Annotated in this window: 17 protein-coding genes and 1 pseudogene; 6 read left to right on the plus strand and 12 right to left on the minus strand. The window is 34.2% G+C overall.

The annotated features are described in order from the left end of the window. Positions 1-255: pseudogene (locus LV89_RS25520) on the minus strand (hypothetical protein); the annotation flags it as partial. Between the two features lie 27 nt (positions 256-282). On the opposite strand from LV89_RS25520, the gene porU2 reads away from it, so the two are divergent. The 4 genes from porU2 to LV89_RS03230 all read left to right on the plus strand — a co-directional run bounded on the left by porU2 (position 283) and on the right by LV89_RS03230 (position 7,964). After that, entirely contained in the window at positions 283-4,152 is a 3,870-nt protein-coding gene (gene porU2 / locus LV89_RS03215; protein ID WP_211321139.1) for a putative type IX secretion system sortase PorU2, read from the plus strand. 84 nt (positions 4,153-4,236) lie between these two features. After that, complete coding sequence (locus tag LV89_RS03220; RefSeq protein ID WP_109741431.1) at positions 4,237-5,088, plus strand: type IX secretion system membrane protein PorP/SprF; 852 nt, start codon at positions 4,237-4,239, stop codon at positions 5,086-5,088. A gap of 140 nt (positions 5,089-5,228) precedes the next feature. Beyond that, positions 5,229-6,425 carry a sensor histidine kinase gene (locus LV89_RS03225; protein WP_109741432.1) on the plus strand — a complete coding sequence of 399 codons (1,197 nt, stop codon included), beginning with the start codon at positions 5,229-5,231 and terminating at the stop codon, positions 6,423-6,425. Positions 6,426-6,461: 36 nt separating this feature from the next. Further along, complete coding sequence (locus LV89_RS03230; protein ID WP_109741433.1) at positions 6,462-7,964, plus strand: glycosyltransferase family protein; 1,503 nt, start codon at positions 6,462-6,464, stop codon at positions 7,962-7,964. A gap of 78 nt (positions 7,965-8,042) precedes the next feature. Here the strand turns inward: LV89_RS03230 and LV89_RS03235 are convergent, their stop codons facing one another. From LV89_RS03235 to LV89_RS25995, 10 genes are all read right to left on the minus strand, one after another. Beyond that, on the minus strand, positions 8,043-8,444 hold the full coding sequence (locus LV89_RS03235; RefSeq protein ID WP_109741434.1) for a hypothetical protein: 402 nt from the start codon (positions 8,442-8,444) through the stop codon (positions 8,043-8,045). Positions 8,445-8,674: 230 nt separating this feature from the next. After that, entirely contained in the window at positions 8,675-9,895 is a 1,221-nt protein-coding gene (locus LV89_RS03240; protein WP_109741435.1) for an alanine dehydrogenase, read from the minus strand. A gap of 35 nt (positions 9,896-9,930) precedes the next feature. Further along, positions 9,931-10,263, minus strand: coding sequence for a type II toxin-antitoxin system RelE/ParE family toxin (locus LV89_RS25935; protein ID WP_109741436.1), 333 nt, complete (start codon positions 10,261-10,263; stop codon positions 9,931-9,933). Then, on the minus strand, positions 10,254-10,496 hold the full coding sequence (locus LV89_RS03250; protein ID WP_109741437.1) for a hypothetical protein: 243 nt from the start codon (positions 10,494-10,496) through the stop codon (positions 10,254-10,256). The genes LV89_RS25935 and LV89_RS03250 overlap by 10 nt, the downstream gene beginning before the upstream one ends. Positions 10,497-10,529: 33 nt before the next feature. Further along, entirely contained in the window at positions 10,530-10,964 is a 435-nt protein-coding gene (gene tsaE, locus LV89_RS03255) for a tRNA (adenosine(37)-N6)-threonylcarbamoyltransferase complex ATPase subunit type 1 TsaE (RefSeq protein WP_109741438.1), read from the minus strand. 9 nt (positions 10,965-10,973) lie between these two features. Then, a complete protein-coding gene (locus LV89_RS03260) occupies positions 10,974-11,387 on the minus strand; it encodes a putative toxin-antitoxin system toxin component, PIN family (protein ID WP_109741439.1) in 414 nt (137 codons plus the stop codon). Continuing rightward, the gene (locus LV89_RS03265) at positions 11,387-11,614 is read right to left on the minus strand and encodes a DUF8507 family protein (RefSeq protein WP_109741440.1); all 228 of its coding nucleotides are present in this window, start codon (positions 11,612-11,614) and stop codon (positions 11,387-11,389) included. The genes LV89_RS03260 and LV89_RS03265 overlap by 1 nt, the downstream gene beginning before the upstream one ends. A gap of 57 nt (positions 11,615-11,671) precedes the next feature. Further along, the gene (locus LV89_RS03270) at positions 11,672-12,592 is read right to left on the minus strand and encodes a sugar phosphate isomerase/epimerase family protein (protein WP_109741441.1); all 921 of its coding nucleotides are present in this window, start codon (positions 12,590-12,592) and stop codon (positions 11,672-11,674) included. A 328-nt stretch (positions 12,593-12,920) separates the two neighbouring features. Continuing rightward, the gene (locus tag LV89_RS25990) at positions 12,921-13,748 is read right to left on the minus strand and encodes a DUF8439 domain-containing protein (protein WP_158279498.1); all 828 of its coding nucleotides are present in this window, start codon (positions 13,746-13,748) and stop codon (positions 12,921-12,923) included. Beyond that, positions 13,664-14,812 (minus strand): DNA polymerase III subunit gamma/tau, encoded by a 1,149-nt coding sequence (locus tag LV89_RS25995; protein ID WP_310588758.1) that lies wholly within the window; start codon positions 14,810-14,812, stop codon positions 13,664-13,666. Before LV89_RS25995 ends, LV89_RS25990 begins: the two co-directional genes overlap by 85 nt. A 58-nt stretch (positions 14,813-14,870) precedes the next feature. Between LV89_RS25995 and LV89_RS03290 the strand changes: the two genes are divergently transcribed. Continuing rightward, complete coding sequence (locus tag LV89_RS03290; protein ID WP_229201464.1) at positions 14,871-15,071, plus strand: type II toxin-antitoxin system TacA family antitoxin; 201 nt, start codon at positions 14,871-14,873, stop codon at positions 15,069-15,071. Beyond that, positions 15,031-15,525, plus strand: coding sequence for a GNAT family N-acetyltransferase (locus tag LV89_RS03295; protein ID WP_109741444.1), 495 nt, complete (start codon positions 15,031-15,033; stop codon positions 15,523-15,525). Before LV89_RS03290 ends, LV89_RS03295 begins: the two co-directional genes overlap by 41 nt. Positions 15,526-15,865: 340 nt before the next feature. Here LV89_RS03295 and LV89_RS03300 read toward each other — a convergent pair whose 3' ends face one another. Then, a complete protein-coding gene (locus LV89_RS03300; protein WP_109741445.1) occupies positions 15,866-16,840 on the minus strand; it encodes a polyprenyl synthetase family protein in 975 nt (324 codons plus the stop codon). Positions 16,841-16,906 lie beyond the last annotated feature (66 nt).

Here is a 16,906-nt window from a genome sequence, read left to right on the forward strand (position 1 = left end):
TTTAATAGGAATTAAAGCTAACAATAACTGAGCAATTATGTCAAAATCAATGGAAAATTCAGTAAAAAAACGCTGAATCCTGCGAAGATTTGTACACGTTTCTCGGTTGTTAAGGGTTACCGCATTTTTACTGTAACTAATGTTTCTGTTACGAATTAGAGAAACAATAAATAAATTAAGAAACTTTAAACGGGCTTTATGCCACGGTAAATAGTTTTGTAATTGTAAATCAATGGTTGTATTTTTATCCTCCATGAGCCAGTGCAATCTGTTTTATGTGTCTTGGTAAACCCATATTACAAATTGCTTGGCTCTTTTCAAAGTTTTGACATATACTCAGATATTTCAGACAAAAATAATATTCAAAAGATTGATTATCTTCAAAAAGAAAATAGCGTTGAAGGTATCGTTTCGGGTACTCAAATTTTAGCCACTAATCAGTTCAAAAAGGTCATTTCTATTGAATTTGCTAATTTCAGAGACATCACAAATACAAAAGTCAATTATCTGATAGTCAATCACAAATCATTATCAAAAACAGTAAAAGAATATACTTCTTATCGTGCTTCGGCACAAGGTGGAAAATATGATACGTTGAGTGTAGAGATTGATTTATTGTATGATTTATTTACTTATGGCGACAAAAATCCACTGGCAATCAAACGTTTTTTGAATTATATGATGCGTAATTCAAAACCGCAATTTGTCTTTTTGATTGGCACATCAAGCTATCCGCAAAAAGCCAGAAAAAGTGTAACAGATTATCAAATTGATTTAGTACCAAACGTTGGTTTTCCAAGTGCTGATGTACCTTTTGTGATGGGATTAAATGGTACAGAATCTAATTTTATGAGTCTTGGAATTGGGCGTTTAGCAACTAATAATCCACAAACCGTTTTAGATTATTTAAAGAAAGTAAAAGAACATGAATCTTCTCCAATGAATGCACTTTGGCGTAAAAAATCGCTAAAAATGTCGGGTGGAAGAACGCCTTATGAAATCAATATTTTTAAAGAATATGTGAACGATTTTAAGCAGATTTATGAAGCAGGATTTTTGGGCGGAAAGGTAGATTTATTGGCTAAAAAAACAGATAATCCTGTGGAGTTTATCAACGTAACTGAGCGTGTAAACGAAGGCGTAGGCATGATTACATTATTCGGACACGCTTCTTCGGGGCAGGCAGATATGGACATTGGTTATTGCTCAAACGAACTTTTAGGCTATAAAAATAAAGGGAAATACCCCTTCGTTTTGGTGAATGGTTGCGATGCAGGTGATATTTTTGGCACTCGTTTATCCTTCGGAACAGACTGGATAAACACGCCCGATAAGGGTGCAATTTTATTCTTAGCACATTCCAATTTGGGTTATCCATCAGTTTTGAAAACGTATTCTGACGAAATTTATCACACTCTTTTTGTGGATTCTCTATTGGCTGATAAACCTTTTGGAACGGTCATGCGTGAAAGTGTAAATCGTTATTTGAAGAAATACCCTAACAGCATTTATGAATTAGCCAATGCCCAACAAATGACCCTTCAAGGCGACCCCGCAGTGGCACTTTTCCCAACACAAAACCCTGATTATGAAATAAATAACGCATCAATTTTCTTGAAGAATGTAGATGTAAATTCACCTCTCAATAGCAAGGCAGACTCGCTGAAAGTTGGCATTGTGATTAGTAATTTAGGTCGAATTTCTACCCCAAAATTTAATTTAAAACTGAATCGAATTTATACAAATGGTATCATGGACAGTTTTGAAAAACTCAATATCAATCCTATTAATTTTCAAGATACAGTTTATTTGAATATTAAAAATGATAAGAGTTTGGGCATTGGTAACAATCGTTTTGAAGTAAGATTAGACCCTGATAATCAAATCATTGAAACGAATAAAAGCAATAATTTAGGCATTTTAGAATACAATTTTCCCAGTGTCAACATAAGCGTTTTATCGCCTCGTGAGTTTTCTGTTGTCAATCAAAAAGAGGTGAATTTCATTTTGCAAATTCCACACAATAATAATTTATCCGTGATTGTTGAATTGGATAGTTCTAAGAAATTTACTTCCAATTTTAAGAAAAAATTTACAGGATTAGCAACTTCTTTACTTTATTGGAAAGCCGATTTATTAGAAAAAGATAGCGTAGTGTATTATGTTCGCACTAAGTTTACCAACGAAAATACTTGGACAGAAAGTTCATTTATTTATATCAAAAATGGTTTAGAAGGTTTTGCACAAAGTAGTATTCCACAGTTGATAAATACCACAACGGACAATCAAATTTTATTAGAAGAATCAGGTTGGAAATTTCCATCGTCATCATTAAAAATTTCTGCTAAAATTTATGGTGGAAATAGTGGATTTTTTCGCCCACATTTAGCTAATTATTTGATTATTAACGACAAACAATTGATAGGTAATGGCGTTTGCTATCCGTGGAACAACCTCAACGCCGTTGCATTCAACCATACTTTAAAACCATATTCAGTCATTTCATCTTTGGTTTGTGGCAATTCGCCATACTCCGTAAATTATCTTTCTACCGATGCAAAATCAACAGATTTAAGTGATTATCTAAACGCCACCGACACAGGAAATTACGTCATGCTTTGGAACTCAGGCTATTTATATTACGATAATTTTGCGTTTGAAAACCTCCAAAAATTACAAGAAATAGGCGTTGATTCTGCTAAAATTCAGCGACTTAGTAAGGCTAACGGTTCACCATTTTTAGTGATTGGTCGGAAAGGAGCAAAAAAAGCTTTATTAGGATTATTCCCAGATTTTGACAAAAATCCGTCGGGAGAAATCTTGACTTTGAATAATTACGAAATCAAAGACCAATTTAATGAAGGCACAATTACGTCGCCACTTATTGGACCTGCATCAGAATGGGGAGATATTTCGCTACAAATTCAAAAAGATAAAAATCAAACCTTTTTGTATGACATCGTGGGAGTAAATTTTCAAGGAAAAGAAACCATTTTGCAGAAAAATATTTCATATAATTCTCTAAAAATCAATCAAATAGATGCTAATAAATTCCCATTTCTAAAATTAAAACTTACCCTAAAAACAAATGAAGAGTTTGGAAAATCTCCACAATTAAAATCTTGGATGGTGACTTACAAAGGCGTTCCCGAAGGAATTATTGACGTTCAGAAATCTTCAAAAATTAGCGATAAACAAGAATATGAAAATTTTGTAACCGATGTTTGGTTTAAGAATATTTCAGACAAATCTTTTAAAGATTCTATTACGATAAGACAAATTTTATCAAATCGTTCATTAGGAAAAACACAAAGTAAACTATTCAAAATCAGAGCATTAAACGCTTTGGATTCTATGAAGGTTAGCGTTCCAATTCAAACGGAAGGGCTTATTGGGGATAATACTTTGAGTTTAGTTTTTAATCCACAAATGCAACCCGAACAATTGTATAATAACAATTCAATCGACTATCATTTCAAGGTAATTCCTGATAAAATCAACCCAATTCTGAGCGTAACTTTCGACGGTCGGCAGATTCAGAATAATGAAATAGTTTCGGCAAAACCATTGATTCAAATTAACCTAAAAGACGAAAATTTATTCAGCATTAGAACGGATACAACGGGTTTAGAAATGTCTTTAAAATCGTGTAATACTTGTTCTTTCAAACGAATTTATTTTAGTAATTCGGATATTTCTTGGAAGGCAAACCTTTCAATTAACAAATTCATTATCAATTATTTACCACAAAATTTAAAAGAAGACACGCTAACATTACAAGTGCAAGGACGAGATTTAGCAGGGAATTTATCGGGCAATCAGCCTTATCAAATTTCATTTAGAATTATTCAGAAAAACGAGTTGAAATCTTGGTTGGTTTATCCAAATCCGTTTGAGTTTTTCACTAAATTTTCATTCACATTAACAGGTTCAGAAATCCCGACTCATTACCGTATAGAAATTTACGATGAACAAGGCAGATTTATAAAAACACTCAATTTGGTAAGCCAACCTTTACATATTGGCATCAATGAATTTATTTGGGACGGGACTGATTCAACAGGAAAAAATCTTCCATCAGGAACGTATATTTATCGATTAAACGTAAATGATATAAACCCAAATAGCGGAAAAATAGTGATTTTGAGATAAGTCAGATAAGTTAAAATAAATGACGTTTTTCAACGTTTCAGATAAAAGCATACATTCAAATTGTCCTCTATTTCAACACTTTACATGAAAAATCATCTACTCTTCGCACTCATTATTTTTGTTCTATTCGGTTATGAAACCTTAGCACAAAACTACATTTTTACACCAATGGCTCTTAATCCTGCCTCAACAGGGAGTTCTGACAATCTAAGAATTAGTACAAATTATGGACTCGTAAAAGGCTATCAAAATACCTTTTTATTTACTGCTGATGCTCCTGTAACCAAAAACGGTAAACTTGCACTTGGCTTACAAGCTAATGTGTACGCCAGTGATGAAAGGCAAAATTCCTTTGATGAACAAAAATATTTTGTGGGAAGTATTGCTTACCGAATAAAAATAAAAGGTGATAACTATTTGGCACTTGGTGTACAAGGAATGGATATTTACAATAAAACGAATGGCGACTACACTCCAAATAGTAAAATCAATAAAACATTGCGAATGGGAATTGGATCTAATTTCTATGGAAAAAGAGGAGAAATCGGCATTTCAATTCCTTATTTTCATGAAGATTCAAGTCCTTTTAATATTCATGGGAATTTTGTTTCAGATGATTTAGGGAAAAATTCACACCTAAAGATTTCAGCAGTTTTATATCGTCCTTATCAAATATATTATGGACAAAGCAACCAACAATCAACCTTTCTTGATTTAGGCACAACGTTATATTTGAAGAATTTAGGGATTGGAATTTGGGCAAATAGAATTTCGCAAGGCTCTCTATTTTCAACTTTTGCCGTTGACTACTCATTTAAAGATAATCTTAAATTGGGTTTGTACTTTACTCCTAAAACACCTTATGAGGTCATCCAAATTCATGCGAAATACGATTTAAAGATTTATAACAGAGAAATTAAACGAAGATATTTTTAAGACATCTCAAAAAAAATAAAACAACCCAATAATTTATTTTTTTCAGTCATAAGAAATTCGGTATTTTACGTTAATCAATAAAATACAATTTATGATTACTCAATTTTTTATCAATTGGTAGTCACAACAATGAATACTCTATGATTTTAACCGTTGATATTTACAGTCGCAACACTTGGTGGAAAATTGCTTTTTTGGTCTTTTGTGTACTTGTGGGAGCCGCCTCTTTGTACATTACTGATAAATTGGTGAGCAAATTGGAAGAACGTGAAAAACAGCAAATTGAGTTGTACGCAGAGTCGTTTAAATACACCATGACAAGCGACCCCAACCAAGACGTAAATTTTTTCTTTGATAAATTTAAGCAAGCCAATGAGAATAATACCATTCCTGTGATTTTGAAAAACGGAACGGGTTATCTTGAATCTAACAATATTGAAATCCCGAAAGAGCTTTCATCTAAAGAAAAACAAGAATTCTTGAAAGAAAAATTAGATGAAATTATGAGAGATGATAACGTTCCTATTGAGTTGGACATGGATTTTCATAAAGAATATATTTATTATGGGAATTCTCAACTGCTCAATATTTTAAGATACTACCCTCTTTTTCAACTACTTATTGTCTTAATATTCGGTTTTGCAGCCTATTTATTTTTTGATGCTTCGAGGCGTTCGGAGCAGAACCGTGTTTGGGTAGGTTTGGCAAAAGAAACTGCTCACCAATTAGGAACGCCATTGTCTTCACTGACGGCTTGGGTAGAATATTTCAAAACCGACCCAAGTTTTGACCCTGAAATTGTCAAAGAAATTGAAAAAGATGTTCAACGATTGGACGTTATTACCACTCGTTTCTCAAATATCGGTTCAGTTCCTGTCTTGAAAGACGAAAATGTGGTAGAAACCATCGAAACATTTATGTCTTATTTACAGAAAAGAATCTCAACAAAAGTATCCTTTACCCTTGATAATCAGCTGCAAAGCCATACAACTATTAAACTAAATCGTTATTTATTTGAATGGGTGATTGAAAATATCTGTAAAAATGCCGTTGATGCAATGGAAGGTGTTGGAGCTTTAACGGTTGTACTAAAAGAATTGAAAAATAACCAAATTGCCATTGATATTACCGACACAGGCAAAGGCATTGCCAAAAAGAATTTAAGTAAGGTATTTAATCCCGGATTTAGCACCAAAAAACGGGGTTGGGGCTTAGGCTTAACACTTGCCAAACGTATTATTGAAAACTATCACGCAGGTAAATTATTTGTCAAACATTCAGAAGTGAACAAAGGAACAACATTCAGGATTTTGTTGGGAAGTGGTGAGACTGAATAAAAACCGTAACTTTGTACGACCATATCAAATAATCAAATGACCAAATATTTAGAAACACTCAATCTTAAAAAAATCTTATTACTCGGATTGTTTTTTAGATTATTAGCCATTATTTTTTCTAAAGGATACGCCTTTACAGACGACCATTTTGAAGTAATCGAAATCACTCAAAACCTATTAGATGGCTTAGAAACGCCATTTCCGAATTTTCCAAAAGGTACTATTTATCTCTTCAGTTTAGTTTATCCCGGCGTTCATTATGTGATATTTGGTTTATGCGAATTCATGGGAATGTACAATCCAGAAGTTAAAATGTTTGTGGGGCGTTTAGTACACGGATTGTTCTCATTATTAACCATTTATTACGGTTACAAAATCACGGAACGCCTGAGCAATCGTGTAAATGACGCCAAAATTGTAGGACTTTTATTAGCTATTTTCTGGGTTTTTCCGTTCTTATCTGTTCGTAATTTACGTGAACTTGCCTGCGTTCCTCCGCTTTTGATTGGTTGTTATTATGCTCTTGAAAAAAACGTAACTACAAAACATATTTTATGGTCGGCGTGGTGGTTTACCATTGCTTTTGTGTTTCGCTATCAGATTGTTTTTATTCCTTTTGTAATTGGTCTCAATTGGCTTTTGAGCAAGCAGAATTGGAAAAAAGCTGTCATTTTTGGAATTTTGATGAGTGTGTTTTTCATGCTCACACAAGGAGTTTTAGATTATTTTTATTGGGGAAATCCATTTGCATCCATTCAAGCATATATCGAATATAATAGTAATTCTACCAATATTTCAATGTACCCAAATGGACCTTGGCATCGTTATATTGGTACAGTTGCGGGTTTATTTTTAGCATTTCCATTCCTTTTATTATTGGCAGGATATTTCAAAACGGCTACACAAGGCGGTTATCGAGCAGTATTCTTTTGGGCTTCATTGTTCTTTTTTGCTTTTCATTCCTATTATGCCAATAAGCAAGAACGTTTTATTATGCCTTTTTTGCCTTATTTTATCATTTTAGGAACAATCGGTTTTAGAGATTTATACGAACAATTTAGGGAGAAAAAATGGCTTCAAGGGTTTACCAAATTTGCCGTAATTTGGGGTGTAGTTTTGAATACCATTTTGCTTTGTGTTCTGTCGGTCACTTACACAAAACGGTCAAGAGTTGAAAGTATGAATTACCTTCGAGAGAAAGGCGATTTGAAAAACTTTGTCTTGCAGAATTATGAATTTTCTCAACCTGAAGCTCCTTTTTACCTACAAAAACGTTACGATTATTATACAGTAGATACCCACGAAAAAATGGCGGATTTGCCTAATCAGTTGAAATTAGGGGCAAAAACTAAACCAAATTATATTATTTTAGTTGGAAATTCTGACTTAGAAAAACGTGTAGCAGAGATGAAAGCGGTGTTCCCAACGATGGAACATGAAGTAGATATTGAGCCAAGTTTGGTCGATAATATTGCTTATTTACTCAATCCGTCGCATAATCATAATGAGACGTTTTATCTTTATAAGATTAGGAATTAGGAGTCAGGTTTTAGGTGTTAGTTTTTAGGGTTTAGGGATTTTCTAACACCTAAAACCCAAAAACTAACACCTAAAATATCAATCCTCAGGAAAAGGAATATAAATAAAACTGGCGAAATCTTTATCCAACACAAAAAGACAACAAAATTCGTCTGGGTCTTTATAACTCGACTTAAAAACTTCAACATTCTCCTCTGCAATAATTTCTCTTTGCACAAACTCCTCCATCATTGAAGCATGATAATTCCATTGATTTTCATTCATTTCACCAATTCCGATTAATCGCTGACCAACAGCAACAGGAGTTTGCGAAACAGCAAAAACAGGATATTTAGAAAAACCTCTCGTTCTGATTTGATAAGATGCTTCCTTTAAAAACTCAGCCACTAAGGCAAAGTCAGTTGAAATAATGCCCAAATATTTACCATTCAAATCTGGTGAATTGGGAGCATTGGATATGGCTTGATAATCTTCTAACATAATTTTAGGGGTTAGGATTTAGTAATTAAAATTTAACGGAACTATCAACTATTTGTCGCAGACAAATTTAGACCACAGATTGAACGGATTTTACAGATTTACACTGGGACGCACAGTCTGAGAAGCACAGTCAGAAAAATCAGTGAAAATCAGTACAATCTGTTTCATCTGTGGTCTATCGTTTGTCTTATGACAAACCATTTATAGTTCCGAAATTTAATACCTAAATCCTAAAATCTTGCGGCACTTAGTAAACTTAAATCTTTATAATTCATGCCAAATTTCTTGGCGATAATGGCATTGGTAACACTTCCTTTGTAAGAGTAAACACCTTTCATAAAAGATTTGTTCGCAAAGATAGCTTCTTCGATTCCGCCTGTTTTACCTGTTTTCAACAAAAACGATGTAAAAATATTACTCAACGCCTGACTGGCAGTGTGGGCTACTCGTGATGGAATATTAGGTACACAATAATGAATAACGTCATGCTTCCGAAAAATTGGATTGTCATGCGTAGTCATTTCTGAGGACTCAAAACAACCGCCTTGGTCGATGCAAACATCAATAATAACAGAGTCTGGCTTCATTAACGACACCATTTCTTCGGTAACAATACACGGCGTAAAACCGTCTTCGGCTCTTAATGCACCAATCACAACGTCAGCCTCAATAATTGCCTGTGTAAGTGTATTTGAGTCGATAATACAAGTATAAATATTTTGTCCGACAGAATATTTTAGGCGTTGAAGTTTGAAAATATCTTTATCAAAAACCTTTAAATCTGCTCCTAAACCAATGGCAATTCTGGCGGTATATTCCGACACCGTTCCTGCTCCCAAAATCACCACTTTTGTTGGTGGTACACCCGTAATTCCACCTAAAATCACACCCATTCCATTATTGACACTGCTCAAACATTCTGCAGCAATCAGCATAACGGTACTTCCTGCAATTTCAGACATGGCTCTGATAATGGGCATTCCTCCGCCATTGTCTTCAATATATTCATAGCAAAGCCCTGTGATTTTTTTACGGTTCAATTTCTCAAAATATTCCTTCGTCATTCTTGGAAGATTCAGCGAAGAAATAACCGTAGAGCCATTTTTCAGATATTCTATTTCAGCATCTGTCAGAGGTTGAACTTTCAAAATAACATCGGCATGAAAAACTTCTTCAGCAGAATAAGCAATTGTAGCTCCTGCATCCGAATACTGCGTATCAGTAAATTTTGCAGCTTGTCCTGCACCTGTTTCAATCAACACTTGATGTCCATTACGCACTAAAAGACCAACGGCATCGGGCGTTAATGAGATACGGTGTTCCTGCATGGAAACCTCACGAGGAAGACCAATAAATAAGCTTTTGGCATTTTGTTTTGTCCAAACCAATGCTTCTTGTGGCATCAATCCCGACTGAGCAAGCACTTCTTTAAAACCTGAAGGGTGAGGCATAATTTGATTTTAGAGTTTTATCTTTTTAGGGATAATTAGATTTCATCTAAAGACTTCAAAGTCTTAGGATTGCGTTTAACGTGTTGAATATCACATAGAAAAATAGTATTATTGTCTATGTAATAAATCAAGTGGTAGCTTTTTTTGAAATTAATATGCCGATAGTTTCTTTTTGTATTGACTGTTCGCAAAATAGGGTAAGTGAGAGGATGAACATATAATTTATCAATACAACTAATAATATCTCTTTTAAAATTTTCGTGAGTTTTGAGTGAGACTTCTAATAAATATCGTAGAATTTCATCAAGACTATCATAAAACTGTGTACTAATTTCAATCTTGTATTCAGGCTCAATCCCTATTTCCATTGTTGCAATTTCTTTTTAAATTCATCGTAACTCATGGTATCATTTTTATCCGCAATTGCTTCAAGATGTTCCGACAACTGTTTCAAGGTAAAACTCTCTCCATTAATATTTTTTTCATAAGGAGTCACCAAATCATCTTCAAAGATTTTGCTTTTAATTTTGAGTTTTTGGGCTAATGACAAAATCATTTCCAAATGCTGTCGTGAGTTCGTTTCTAAAGCTATTGTTGTCATAAGTTCTCAGTTTATTTATTGCATAAAAATACGTTAAACCCCTACTTTTTCCAAATTTACAATTCTTCCACCATCTTCTTCCACTTGAATTTCAATTTTCATGTATTTGGTTGGTAATAGATTGGCAATTTTTGAAGGCCATTCGATGAAACATCTTTCGCCCGAATACAAATAATCCTCCACGCCAATATCCATCGCTTCATCTTCGTTTTTGATTCGATAAAAATCAAAGTGATAGATATTTTCGCCACGTTTGGTAACGTATTCATTCACTAAAGAAAACGTTGGACTTTGGACATGACTTGTCACAATTAAAACTTCACAGATAGCTTTAATCATAGTTGTTTTGCCAGCTCCCATTTGTCCTTCAAAAATCCAAACAGGTGTTTTTTGTCCAAAATCAATAATAGATTTGGCAACGGTTTTTATTTCTGATAGCGAATTGTATTGTATTGATTTTGTGTTCATTGTGGTTTGTTAAATAGATTCTTTTAGAATTTCCATAAAATCATCTATCGGAATAACATTAACTTGTGGAAAAGGTATTTCTTTTAAAACATTAAAATGCTCGTCATTCGTTACAATAAAATCGGCATTACTTGCAATAGCACAATCTACAAACTTATTGTCGTCGGGGTCATTTTTAATAAGTTCAAAAGCGAAATAACGAGTGATTAATACTGAATTAGCAGCATTTTCAATTACTTCAAGTGTATTAGTCGCTAAGAATTGACTGGAATATTTTGAAAGGATTTCTGCATATTCATCTAATATTTCAGTAGTTACACAAATTTCATAACGCTCTTCGATAAAAGATTTAAAAATGAGATGATAAGGAGAACGGTCGGAAACCGAAACCAATAAAATATTAGTATCTAAAACTATTCTCATTATTTTTTATAAGGTGTACGCAAATGACTGCTTAATAATTCTTGAATTTTAGCATTATCCCAACCTTCATTATCCCACACTTTATTGGCTTCTTCGATAGCCTTATCCGCAAAATATTGGGTTATTATTACCTTAATATTTTGCCAATCTGCTACATCAACAGGACGAGCAAACATCTGGAGAAGTTCCAACTGAGGTTCAGTAAGGGGTGCTTGTATCTTTGTCATATTGCCTTTATTTTAAACAAACTTAGCTTTTTTCAAGTAAAAAATCAAGTTAAGAAACTACCCCAAAAACTGATTCAAGTAATTTCTTGCCGTCAAAATAGCGGATTCTACATCTTCTGGCGAACCTTCGTAGGCTTTGTCTTCTACTTCAATAACAACTGGACCTCGATATCGAACGTCTGTCAAAGCAGCAAAGAATTTTCCCCACTGAATATCCCCAAGTCCCGGTAATTTAGGTGAATGATATTCCAATGGGTTCGCCATAATTCCCACTCGATTCAGTTTGTCGAGATATACTTTGGCATCTTTTAAGTGGATATGATGCAAACGTTCACGATAATCATAAATCGGGCGAGTGTAATCCATCATCTGCCACAGTAGATGCGATGGGTCATAATTTAAGCCCAACGTTGCCGACGGAATCATTTCAAACATTTTATCCCAAATGGCGGGCGTTGTGGCTAAGTTTTTTCCACCCGGCCATTCGTCATTGGTAAAAAACATCGGGCAGTTTTCAATACCGATTTTCACGTTTTCTTCCTCCGCCAATTTCACAATATCCGTCCAAACTTCTTTAAATTTATCTAAATTATAAGCAACATTTTTCTGCGGGTCACGCCCTACAAAAGTGTTTACCACAGGAATACCCAATTTTGAAGCACCTTTGATAATCTTTTTTATATGGTCGATATAGACATTTGCCTTGTCTGTATCTGGGTCAAGTGGATTTGGGTAATATCCTAATCCAGAGATGGTTATATTTCTATCAGCAGTATATTTTTTGATATATGCCACTTGCGTATCGTCTAAGGCTTCAACATTTATGTGGCTTATACCTGCGTATCTGCGGGCGTCTGCATTATTGGCAGGCCAGCACATAATTTCAACACATTTAAAATTTTTCTCTGAAACAAAGTCAATAACTTGTTCAAAAGTACGGTCGGCTAAAATAGCACTTACAATTCCGAGTTGTAACATTTTTTAGTTTGTTTGTAGTAAGCGATTTGCGAAAAAGAGAATAGGTAAATCAGTAAAAACTAATAGCTCACTTCTACTTTGTCACTCTTGAAAAAGCCGTAGGCTTGACTCATCTTGTAGCTCCAAAATTCATTTCGGGGTGAAAATGACTAAACAACCCATTGAGTTCCATAGGAACGGTTTGTGTAAATAAACCTTTAAATTTTCCATTATTACTTTCCCCGCAATAAATTTCGGGGCTACAAAATTTTTTAAGACGAGAGTTAAAATGACCAAGGATAATTCATAGTTTCCTTTTTTTCAATCCTCAATCAGTTAAGTAGATTTATCAATAATCATAATCTAATCCCAACACATTTTTCAACTCAATCAATGCTGGATTTTTCTCTGCTAAAAATCTGAATTTATCTGCTTGAGTATAAATCAAACTTTGGTTTTCTTGTTCCATTACAGTAGTTTCTAATTGTACTTTTGAGTTTTGAAGCGATTTCCGTAAATAGGTAATCATTTCATTTCTCAACGTTCCAGAAACTTTCTCTAATTGAATTTCATTATCTACTTCCAAATGAATAACAGTTCCTTTTAATGTAAACTTTCGATTGAAAATTACATATTCTGTCATTCGGTTTTCCATTTGCAAATCACTCGTAAATCTATTCCAAGCGGTTTGTAATTCATCAAAAGAAAACACTTTGTCTTGCTGAATGACCGGCTCTTGTACACGAACTACCTCCTGAGCAACCTCTTGTTGAGCCAACGGTTTCCCAATGGTTGAGGTACTTCTCAATTTCCCAATATTGGCAATTGGAGGAATTGTTACTGGTAATTGGTTATTGGTTACTGGGGATTGGTTATTGGTTACTGGTAATTGGTTATTGGTTACTGGGGATTGGTTATTGGTTACTGGTAATTGGTAATTGGTTACTGGTAATTGGTAATTGGTTACTGGTAATTGGTTATTGGTTACTGGTAATTGGTTATTGGTTACTGGGGATTGGTTACTGCTAACTGCTAACTGATTACTGTTTACTGCTAACTGATTACTGTTTACTGCTACCTGCTCCCTGTCAACTACTTTCCCACGCCATCGCCCTCCGTGGCGGGTAATGTCGCTAAATTTAATACATGGGCAATATTTGCCATTTTCAACAGACAAATCTCTACGTGTAGTTTTTGATTTTTGGCTGCCTTATAATTCAAATCACACGAAGAACCAATACTTAATGCAGATGCCAAAAACGAATATGGAGCAGACGCTGATTGGTCTAAATATTTCTTCTGAACAGACTCCGAAACCTGCATTAAACGAACCGTAACGGGGTCTTTACAAACTAAAAGATTTCTAAAATGCTCTAATAACCCAACGATAAATTGATGTCCGTCAAAACCTTTTTTCAAGATTTCATCAAACAACAAAAACGTATCTGACACATTTGATTTCAGTAAGGCTTCCGTCATTTTGAAATAATAATCATAATCCAAAATATGAAGATTATCAAGGACTTCGGCGTATTTCAAAACATTATCTTGCGAAAAGGTAACGTTCAAATCAAACATTGAAAGGGCATCACGCAAACCTCCATCTGCTTTTTGAGCAATGAGTTCAAGAGCTTCCAATTCCGCAGTGATACCTTCTTTGGCAGCGATATTTGCCAAATGGTGCGTCATGTCTGAAATCTGAATTCTATTGAAATCAAAAATTTGACAACGAGATAAAATCGTTGGGAGAATTTTATGCTTTTCAGTAGTTGCCAAAATAAAAATGGCATACGAAGGCGGTTCTTCCAAGGTCTTCAAAAAGGCATTGAAGGCACTCGTTGAAAGCATGTGAACCTCATCAATGATATAAATTTTATATTTTCCTGACTGAGGAGGATAACGCACTTGGTCGATTAGGTTTCTAATATCATCAACCGAGTTATTAGAAGCCGCATCTAATTCATGGATATTAAATGAGGCGTTATTCTGAAAAGATTTACACGATTCACATTCTCCACAGGCTTCAGCTTCTTGCGTAAGGTTCTGACAGTTAATGGTTTTGGCTAAAATTCTCGCACAGGTTGTTTTACCAACTCCACGAGGACCACAAAACAAAAAGGCTTGGGCTAAGTGATTGGTGCGAATAGCATTTTGAAGCGTTGTGGTTATATGCGATTGACCCACCACTGAGTCAAATAATTGCGGGCGATATTTACGGGCTGAAACTACAAAATTTTCCATACACAAATATAAAACAAAAGTTTATGAGTTTTAGATGTAAGTTGGTTGAATAGTATGTTTGGAAAATAAGGAAGCAAATGAAATTATTCTCGAAAATAATCTTATACTTAAATCATTAGAGGATAAAAGAGTATTTGTGGAAGCATTATTAAATCCACCAGCACCTAATGAAAAACTTAAACGAGCTCAATTAAATCATTTAAAATTTATTGAAGCTAATGATACTAAAAGTACAGAAATTAGAAAGTCTCCACATTAAAGAAAAATTTAGTTGTGGTTATGACTTGCTTGACAATTACCTTAAAAGACAAGCTAACCAAGATATAAAACGTAAATTGTCATCCTGTACGGTTTTAGTTGATGAACAAAACATTGTTAAAGGGTATTTTATATTATCTGCCAATTCAATTAGAAGACAAGATCTTCCTGATGAATTAATAAAAAAACTACCTCCGAGTTATTCAGATTTACCAGTAATACTTTTAGGAAGAATTGCAATTGATAAAAGTATTCAAGGAAATGGATTTGGAGAAATATTACTCTTTGATGCACTTAAAAAATGCTTAGATGTATCAAATCAACTCGATATCTTAGCAGTAGTTGTTGACCCAATAGATAATAAAGCAATTAGCTTTTATAAATCTTACGGTTTTATAGAATTACCAACATCTGACAAAATGTTTTTGTCAATGAAAACTATCGAACAATTATAAATAGACTTCCTGCGAAAGTGTTTTAAGTCGTAAAACAACATCTTTTCGGCTACAAATAGCGAAAATTTTTCAAGATTGGGCATCCCCCCATTTCTCTGCTATGCTTTCAAAATTTCCGCTATTTTCACTCGAAAATATACCATTTTTCAATCATAAAACACTTTCGAAGGAAGTCTAATATAAAAAGGGATAGTCATCATATATGGCTATCCCTTTTTATATTAGACTTTAAACTCCCACCACTTCCTCCCATAATCCACTGGATTTTTTCCCTGAAATTCTGATCTCCCTTTCAATATTCTTGGTAGGGGACAACTGAACTAATCAATTCTCCTAAAAACTATTTACTTCTTTCAATTGTAAATTGAACCAAGCCAGCTAAAGATTGTCTAAATACAGTATCAGGAAAAGTATTAAGGATATTTTGTGCTTCGGTTACGATATTCTGCATCACTTTTGTAGCATATTCAATTCCTCCAGATTTTTTTACAAAATCAATTACCTCAGCTACTTTTTTAGGATTTTCCGATTCGTTCTTAATCGTATTAATTACTCGACGTTTTGTGAACCAATCCGCCTGATTTAGGGCATAAATCAGTGGTAAGGTCATTTTCTTTTCCTTAATGTCAATTCCTAAAGGTTTGCCAATTTCGGCATCGCCATAGTCAAATAAATCATCTTTAATTTGGAAAGCTACACCCACTTTTTCGCCGAACAATCTTGCTTTCTCAACCGTTTCGTCGTCTGCTCCAACTGAACTTACGCCCATGGCACAACAAGCAGCAATGAGGGTAGCGGTTTTTCTGCGGATAATTTCAAAATATACTTCTTCAGTGATGTCTAATTTACGAGCTTTTTCCATTTGCATTAATTCTCCTTCTGCCATTTCTTGAATGGCATTAGAACCAATTTTTAATAACTCAAAGTCGTTATTATTAACAGAAAGCAAAAGAGATTTTGATAATAAATAATCGCCAACTAAAACAGCAATTTTATTTTTCCAGAGAGCATTAACCGAAAAGAATCCACGACGATAATTGGAGTCATCCACTACGTCGTCGTGTACAAGTGTAGCAGTATGTAGAAGTTCTATAAGAGCCGCCCCACGATACGTTTTTTCAGTAATTTCACCACAAAGCCCCGCCGTCAAGAATACAAACATTGGTCTGATTTGCTTTCCTTTTCGTTGGACGATATAGTTCATAATCGTATCCAACAACATTACTTTGGTTTTCATCGACTGCCGAAACTTCCCTTCAAAAGCTCTCATTTCTTCGGCAATAGGAGCTTGTATTTCTTTAATTGATAAACTCATTATTTCTTAATTATGAGCGATTCACCGCTGCATCCATAAATTATCAACTATTGGAGTAAATACATC

Source organism: Arcicella aurantiaca, assembly GCF_003148625.1.
GTDB classification, from domain to species: domain Bacteria; phylum Bacteroidota; class Bacteroidia; order Cytophagales; family Spirosomataceae; genus Arcicella; species Arcicella aurantiaca.

Excerpts from the sequence above, each read along its gene's own strand:
- LV89_RS03220 (WP_109741431.1), top strand. The coding sequence starts at position 4,237 with ATGAAAAATCATCTACTCTTCGCACTCATTATTTTTGTTCTATTCGGT.
- LV89_RS03225 (WP_109741432.1), top strand. The coding sequence starts at position 5,229 with ATGATTTTAACCGTTGATATTTACAGTCGCAACACTTGGTGGAAAATT.
- LV89_RS03230 (WP_109741433.1), top strand. The coding sequence starts at position 6,462 with ATGACCAAATATTTAGAAACACTCAATCTTAAAAAAATCTTATTACTC.
- LV89_RS03235 (WP_109741434.1), bottom strand. The coding sequence starts at position 8,444 with ATGTTAGAAGATTATCAAGCCATATCCAATGCTCCCAATTCACCAGAT.
- LV89_RS03240 (WP_109741435.1), bottom strand. The coding sequence starts at position 9,895 with ATGCCTCACCCTTCAGGTTTTAAAGAAGTGCTTGCTCAGTCGGGATTG.
- LV89_RS25935 (WP_109741436.1), bottom strand. The coding sequence starts at position 10,263 with ATGGAAATAGGGATTGAGCCTGAATACAAGATTGAAATTAGTACACAG.
- LV89_RS03250 (WP_109741437.1), bottom strand. The coding sequence starts at position 10,496 with ATGACAACAATAGCTTTAGAAACGAACTCACGACAGCATTTGGAAATG.
- tsaE (WP_109741438.1), bottom strand. The coding sequence starts at position 10,964 with ATGAACACAAAATCAATACAATACAATTCGCTATCAGAAATAAAAACC.
- LV89_RS03260 (WP_109741439.1), bottom strand. The coding sequence starts at position 11,387 with ATGAGAATAGTTTTAGATACTAATATTTTATTGGTTTCGGTTTCCGAC.
- LV89_RS03265 (WP_109741440.1), bottom strand. The coding sequence starts at position 11,614 with ATGACAAAGATACAAGCACCCCTTACTGAACCTCAGTTGGAACTTCTC.
- LV89_RS03270 (WP_109741441.1), bottom strand. The coding sequence starts at position 12,592 with ATGTTACAACTCGGAATTGTAAGTGCTATTTTAGCCGACCGTACTTTT.
- LV89_RS25995 (WP_310588758.1), bottom strand. The coding sequence starts at position 14,812 with ATGGAAAATTTTGTAGTTTCAGCCCGTAAATATCGCCCGCAATTATTT.
- LV89_RS03295 (WP_109741444.1), top strand. The coding sequence starts at position 15,031 with ATGATACTAAAAGTACAGAAATTAGAAAGTCTCCACATTAAAGAAAAA.
- LV89_RS03300 (WP_109741445.1), bottom strand. The coding sequence starts at position 16,840 with ATGAGTTTATCAATTAAAGAAATACAAGCTCCTATTGCCGAAGAAATG.